The following is a 6,099-nucleotide window of genomic DNA, read 5'->3' as shown; positions in this document are numbered from 1 at the left end:
ATATCTTAGATGGGAGAAATATCAGATACTTTTTGTAAATGACATTTTTTCAGGGAGAACATTTCTTGTGCCGGGATCTTAAAAAGTGTAAGGACCTTAAGCGAGTATACATACTTACAGTAGGTTTAAATTGAAACACTCATGTTAAAATGATTTCAACAATTATTGCATATGAATTTTGTATCGAAGGAAGTTATGAGAAAATATGAATTGAGAGATTTATTATATGAAGTTTGGAAACAAACTAATAACTCTGAATTTTCAGGTATAGGGATTATCGTATGCGATTATGCTGATAATCTACCAATAACTAATCTTCGAGATACTTACCCGGATTACTCTGGATCAATTTCTGGGTTATTATCCAATATTTCTAATAAAAAAAGCAAATATCATGATGGTTTTCATATTTTAAATATGAAAGGGGATATTACACACGTCGCTCAGTATTTTTCTCCACCTATCATTCAAGGCTCGAATTTTGATAGGTCAAGACTTGTTGGCGGACGCTTTGTCGCAGCTCTGTTTGGTTCATCCATTTCAGGAGTCTTAATGACTGGTATTGTAAGTGAGGGGCATCGACTTTCTATCTTTGAGAATGGGAAAGAAATACACTTTGAGGAATTTCTATGATTAGCCTTCTCCCTGTAGGTAAAATTATATCATTAATTGCCGTTGCATACGCAATCATCTGTTGCTTGATATTGTGGGCTGTTTACGATGAAAGCACAACGTTTATTTCAGCAATTTCAATTGCAAGTGGAGGTTCAGCTCTTCTCAATATTTTATTACTTGCATCATTTTACTTTGGCTGGCAACAATTATGGCGTATGTTCCCCTCGCTCAACGATATATTATTCCCGGATTTAAATGGAGTTTGGGAAATGATTATCCATTGGGAGTGGAAAGATAAAAAAGGGACTACGCGAGCAAAAGCAATAATAAAACAGAATTTTCTAAAACTTGGAATGGATGTCGAATCCGAAGATTCAGATTCGCAGACATTAATAGCTAAGCCAAAGAAAGATGCAGAAACGGGACGTGCAGAACTATATTATGTATTTTTGACTACTCCAAAGCATACAACAGATATAGACTTGCAAGCACCGTATAAAGGAATAGCTATCCTAAAATTAAGTCTTGAGAACAAAAAAATGCTTAGGGGAAATTATTTTACTAGCCGTAAAACCGTTGGCCATTACGAGCTCAGACGCATTGGTTGATCTTTTTAAAAACATTTCCTTAACATTGTATTTTAAACACTCCCCCTTCGTAGGTTCGTATCATAAGCTCAATAACTCCTCAGCACTGTGTAGATTAACAGTACTGGGGATTTAATCATGAAAAATTGTTGCGATCATCATTGAATTAAGCTCAGTATATCCCCATATGTTGTGAACAATTTTGGCGGAGGTTCCATGGAAGTGTCTAACACACAATTCAAAATCCTGTCTCTCAACGGCGGAGGGGTACGCGGCCTCTTCTCAATTACCATCCTCGCAGAACTGGAAAGAGTTTTAGCTGAACGCCACAATAATCCTGATCTGGCCATCGGCAGCTACTTCGACATGATCACTGGTGCATCTATCGGAGGAATAATTGCCGTTGCTTTAGCTGATGGACAAAAAGCCAGAGATTTACAGAAAAAATTCCATCAAGCTGCCCCTAATATTTTCCCTCGCAAAAATTGGGTTCCTAACTGCGTACGAAGCATGTACCAGTTCGGTAAGCTAATGTTGAGACCCCTTTATAGGGCGAAGGATTTAGAACAAGCTGTAATTGAGATCGTAGGAGCAGGTAAAACAGTAAGATCATTAAAAAGACGTCTGCTCATCCCTACTGTGAATTTGAGCACAGGGAGACCTTTATTTATTAAAACTTGTCACAACATAAGCTTCACCCGTGACGACCAATTCACGTTGACAGATGTTGCGATGGCAACGTCTGCTGCTCCTACATACTTTTTACCTCACTACATAGAATGGCAGAGTGCATATTTTGCAGATGGCGGCTTACTGGCAAACAATCCGTCATTCGTTGCTTATCATGAGGCTCTTAACTATCTGGATGATGAGGAATTTAAAGGCTTAACACCTAAAGATATTAAGATCCTTAACATTGGAACTCTTTCTAACGATTTTTGTGTCAATCCCAACAATATCTCGAGGTGGTTTCCTGGTTACTTTGGTCTCTGGGGGGGAGGAAAAGCATTGATTGAGACTGTCATGTCATCATCTCAGAAGATGCATGGGTTTATGGCTAATAAAGCGTTGAATTGTGAAGGTAAGCCCACCTGCTATTACACGCTTGATGAAACCGTTCCAGATCAACAGGCCAGAGTCATTTCACTCGATAATGCCAGCAAAGAGTCACTAAAAGCACTTGTTGCTTGGGGGAAGTCTGTAGCAACGACGGCTACTGGTAACAAAACTCTCATTGATGTTTTCTTTAGTTCCGAGGCACAAGCCTTCATTCATCCACTTGACCGTAAGGAAGTATAAGCATGAAGTGGTCAGCACACCTTTATCTCACAGACACTAATGACGGCTTAATGAAACGGTTGGAGCCAACTAAGAGCGATAAAGACTTCCTAGAAAAACTTAAAGAAACTATAAGAACACGAACAAAGGACGTATTCGAAGAAGCTAAGCAAGTTATTAAAACATTGGCGTTGACCAGCAGCACACATAGTTCATCTAATAATGTACTTTTTGCAGAAAGTGCAGTGAAGAACTCCCTGCTGCGTTACCTTGACGAGGAAGATATCAAGCAAGTCGCAAAATTCCTCCTCAACATGAGCGATGATGAGCGTAAGGCTTTTCAGAGTACAGCTCCAAGATTTTGGGTCCAGGGAAGCTATAAGTATAAAACATTGAATAAGCCATACCATCAACCTCCACAGCAAATGGACATTGATGATGGTACATACATGCCAATGGAAATGTTCAAAGAAGAACCATTAGTTGGCCATAAACTACTCATTTTGCTTGTTGATGCATCGCTAGCATCACTAGCCGCAGAAAAGACCGGCTGGGAAGCATTAAAATTGCCTAACTGTGGGCGTATTGCTATTAAGAATAGAAATATCCATGTAGACGTTCCCATGTATGCAATCCCCAAAGAGCAATTTTTAGCTCGTGAGGTTGCAAAAAGTTTTTCAATGGATTCAATTGTTGGAAATGAACGTCTTATTACTGAATCAGCTCGAGTGGAACTCGATGAAGATTGCGTTTACTTAGCTGTCAGAGGAAAAGATAAATGGATCAAATCTGATCCAGAGACTGTAGCTCGTTGGTTCAGGAATGCAGTAACGCGACACGGCGAACCAATGCGACAGGTCTGTCGCTACCTTAAGGCTTGGCGGGATGTGCAATGGGAATGTCCAGATTTATCTTCTATTGCTCTTATGAAGTGTGTTGTCGACATTTTTGACAGTACTCCAATGCCTAGTACAAAAGACTTTGGAGAGCTTTTATTGGCCGTTACAGAGCAGCTATCCTCTAAGCTGAAAGAAGGGGTTGAGAGCCCAGATGAATCCGATGATGGCCGCCTGCTGTTTCCCAAACCTAAAATGGATGAGACTGTTGCCCAAGGTATTATTTCAAAAGCAGACGATTTACATTTCACTTTCAAGTTAGCGCTTAATGCTTCAACAAAGAGCCAAACATTAAAGTTCTTAAATGAACTTTTCGGGGATAGTGTTGTGGATGAAGATATAATTAAACCTTGGGCATCCATGCCTGCATACCAACAACCACGGCAACCTCAACGACAAAACCAAATGAAAGATTCACTGACGAGTGGTTGATTGTGGCTATCCATAATTTGTTTCTGCTTAGCGGTTTTCGATATATCGAAAGCCGCAAAATTACTAATTTGCCTATCACCCTACATAGCGAATGTGCTGTTTATATCAAAGCATACCAAACGAAAGCTGGTGAATTCGTTATTGCTGTTGTAGGGCCAAGTGAAGATCTTAGCCGCTTACCGGATGTATACGTCATCAATCGGCCTGCAAACTTGATTGGCATGGCCTTACCACATATCAGTAGCTTCCAAAGATTATGTATTGTTAACCAAGACACGGCCGATTGGGACCCACAATACCCACCTGCTGTAATTTGCATGTTCGACAACCTGATCCAGAAAGCATTGGATAATGCGGTAACCGATGGGCATCAACGAAATGCGGAGTTTCAGGGTGAATTTGTAAATTACTGGGATGGCTTCATAGATACTTATATCTACGGAAATGCAGGCGAACTTTCGCAATCAAATTTCTCATACAGACCCATGAATGTAGTAACTTCGACTGATGGACGTACTGACAAGGAGTATGTTGTCTTCACCGATAGCAAGCAAAGAGATGATTGGTTTAGGTTACGAGGACAAGAAGCTTCTTCTGAAAATGATGGCAATGTTACTGTTGTCAAAATTACACGTAGTAATACAACTCCTATTAAATGGCCACCTCAATCACTTTGGGAAATTTTTGACTGGTTAAAACTTGCCGATCTTTCTGCTCACGACTCGCTTGCCAAAGGAATACTAGCCAATCTAACCAAGGATCGGCAAATAGTGCTGTTGGACATTGTAAACGAAGGCATTATTGGCTTTGAAATCTGCTTCAGATCAATTATCAAGACGGTTTTGCAACATCATGCTAAAAAAAGATCCAAAACTGGAGGAAGTAAAAATAAGCAGAGACTTAGTTCAATCATCCCGACACTTAAATCAAAATATGCACTAAGTAAATTTTCTCGCTTGAATGCTCGTTCAATAAGCAGCAAAGAACTTCAACAACGTAATCGCCTTATCCCATTAGATCTAGAGAACAAGCAAATTCTTATCATTGGTTGTGGGACAATTGGTGGTTTTGCTATACAACTACTTACTAAGATTGGAGCCGGGCGAGGTAATATTGGCCGATTGGTTCTCTGTGATGGAGACGTTTTATCGCCAGGTAATCTTAGTCGACATGCACTGCCAGCAACTTATATCGGTTGGAATAAAGCCGAGGCTTTGGAGAGATACATAAAACGTGACTCTTTGGGTAGTCTAAAAATAGAGATCAAACCCTATCGTTTGGAAATGAAAGAAGAAAATATTCGTGGTTACGATATTGTAATAGATGCCACAGGTCATGCACCAACTAGTAAAATGCTGAGTTACATGGTGCGAAACTCTTCTCAACGGCCAACTTTTCTCATCCATGGATATAACGACGGTTACGGCTTGGCATCTGTTGTCATGATCGACGATGGAAAGGCTTGCTATGAATGTGCCAAGCATCTTCCTGTACTTAATGAAGCTCATAAGCCTATCAATCCCCATCGAAATTCATGCGGGAGTGTTTTCACTCCATATGATGCGAGCGTGAGTACTATCACAGCTGCATTAATTCAAGAGGCAGTTCTAAATACACTTCAGGACAAGCTGCCCTGGACCTATGCACAACACTCAACAGGTAAAGCCATACATCATAAGCGTCGCAAGCTTAGCAGATTTGGAGATTGCAGTGTTTGTTCCTGACCCTAAATCAGAATTGATTCTGAGTAATCAAGTCGGTGGGTTGGTTATTGTTGAAACCAGCGTGCTCAAAACCTTAGATAAATATCGCCAGTTTTATCGAAATCAATCTGAGCAAGGAGGGGTATTTATTGGAGAGGTGCGAACACCCCACATTATAATTACCCACGTCACTGAACCTGGCCCAAGCGATCTTGCAACTCGCTTCGGTTTTGTTCGTAAAAAGCAGCATCATCAAAGAACTGTTGATCAGCTCTGGTTAACATCTGGAGGCTACCTGACTTACTTAGGTGAGTGGCATACGCATCCGGAACCCAATCCTTTACCTTCGGCTATTGACCTTTCTAGCTGGCGCAAGGGACTACCTAATGATAGAACATCTATTGTAGCTATTATTGGTCAACAAACTGACTGGTGGGGCTATTGCGAGAAAGGTAACTGTGAAAAACTGGTAATCGGACAGCCTCCCGAGCAGGTATGAATACTTACACCACTGGGTTCGGGCAATGAATGCGCAGGCAATTTACTGTTCTCATAGGGGGTGCCACACAATCCTGGTGTAGCGTATCT

Annotated in this window: 6 protein-coding genes; all 6 read left to right on the top strand. The window is 40.7% G+C overall.

All coding sequences use genetic code 11. The features are described from left to right. Positions 1-195 precede the first annotated feature (195 nt). The 6 genes from ACQ4OC_RS19215 (at position 196) to ACQ4OC_RS19190 (ending at position 6,010) form a co-directional block, all read left to right on the top strand. Entirely contained in the window at positions 196-633 is a 438-nt protein-coding gene (locus tag ACQ4OC_RS19215; RefSeq protein ID WP_430971533.1) for a hypothetical protein, read from the top strand. Continuing rightward, on the top strand, positions 630-1,223 hold the full coding sequence (locus tag ACQ4OC_RS19210; protein ID WP_430971532.1) for a hypothetical protein: 594 nt from the start codon (positions 630-632) through the stop codon (positions 1,221-1,223). Before ACQ4OC_RS19215 ends, ACQ4OC_RS19210 begins: the two co-directional genes overlap by 4 nt. Positions 1,224-1,418: 195 nt before the next feature. Continuing rightward, positions 1,419-2,501, top strand: coding sequence for a CBASS cGAMP-activated phospholipase (locus ACQ4OC_RS19205; RefSeq protein WP_430971531.1), 1,083 nt, complete (start codon positions 1,419-1,421; stop codon positions 2,499-2,501). Between the two features lie 2 nt (positions 2,502-2,503). Next, positions 2,504-3,808 carry a CBASS cGAMP synthase gene (locus ACQ4OC_RS19200; protein WP_430971530.1) on the top strand — a complete coding sequence of 435 codons (1,305 nt, stop codon included), beginning with the start codon at positions 2,504-2,506 and terminating at the stop codon, positions 3,806-3,808. A gap of 2 nt (positions 3,809-3,810) precedes the next feature. Continuing rightward, positions 3,811-5,532: a ThiF family adenylyltransferase gene (locus ACQ4OC_RS19195; protein WP_430971529.1), complete on the top strand. Its 1,722-nt coding sequence runs from the start codon at positions 3,811-3,813 to the stop codon at positions 5,530-5,532. Further along, positions 5,519-6,010 (top strand): Mov34/MPN/PAD-1 family protein, encoded by a 492-nt coding sequence (locus tag ACQ4OC_RS19190; RefSeq protein ID WP_430971528.1) that lies wholly within the window; start codon positions 5,519-5,521, stop codon positions 6,008-6,010. Before ACQ4OC_RS19195 ends, ACQ4OC_RS19190 begins: the two co-directional genes overlap by 14 nt. The last annotated feature ends 89 nt before the right edge of the window (positions 6,011-6,099 follow it).

Origin of the sequence: Yersinia sp. J1 (assembly GCF_050586585.1) — a bacterium.
GTDB classification, from domain to species: domain Bacteria; phylum Pseudomonadota; class Gammaproteobacteria; order Enterobacterales; family Enterobacteriaceae; genus Yersinia; species Yersinia entomophaga.
The sequence above is the reverse complement of the archived record's forward strand: the minus strand, read 5'-3'. Positions and strand labels throughout refer to the sequence as shown.

Bases quoted from the DNA above. Each gene is read 5' to 3' on its own strand.
- ACQ4OC_RS19215 (WP_430971533.1), top strand. From the start codon at position 196: ATGAGAAAATATGAATTGAGAGATTTATTATATGAAGTTTGGAAACAA.
- ACQ4OC_RS19200 (WP_430971530.1), top strand. From the start codon at position 2,504: ATGAAGTGGTCAGCACACCTTTATCTCACAGACACTAATGACGGCTTA.
- ACQ4OC_RS19210 (WP_430971532.1), top strand. From the start codon at position 630: ATGATTAGCCTTCTCCCTGTAGGTAAAATTATATCATTAATTGCCGTT.
- ACQ4OC_RS19205 (WP_430971531.1), top strand. From the start codon at position 1,419: ATGGAAGTGTCTAACACACAATTCAAAATCCTGTCTCTCAACGGCGGA.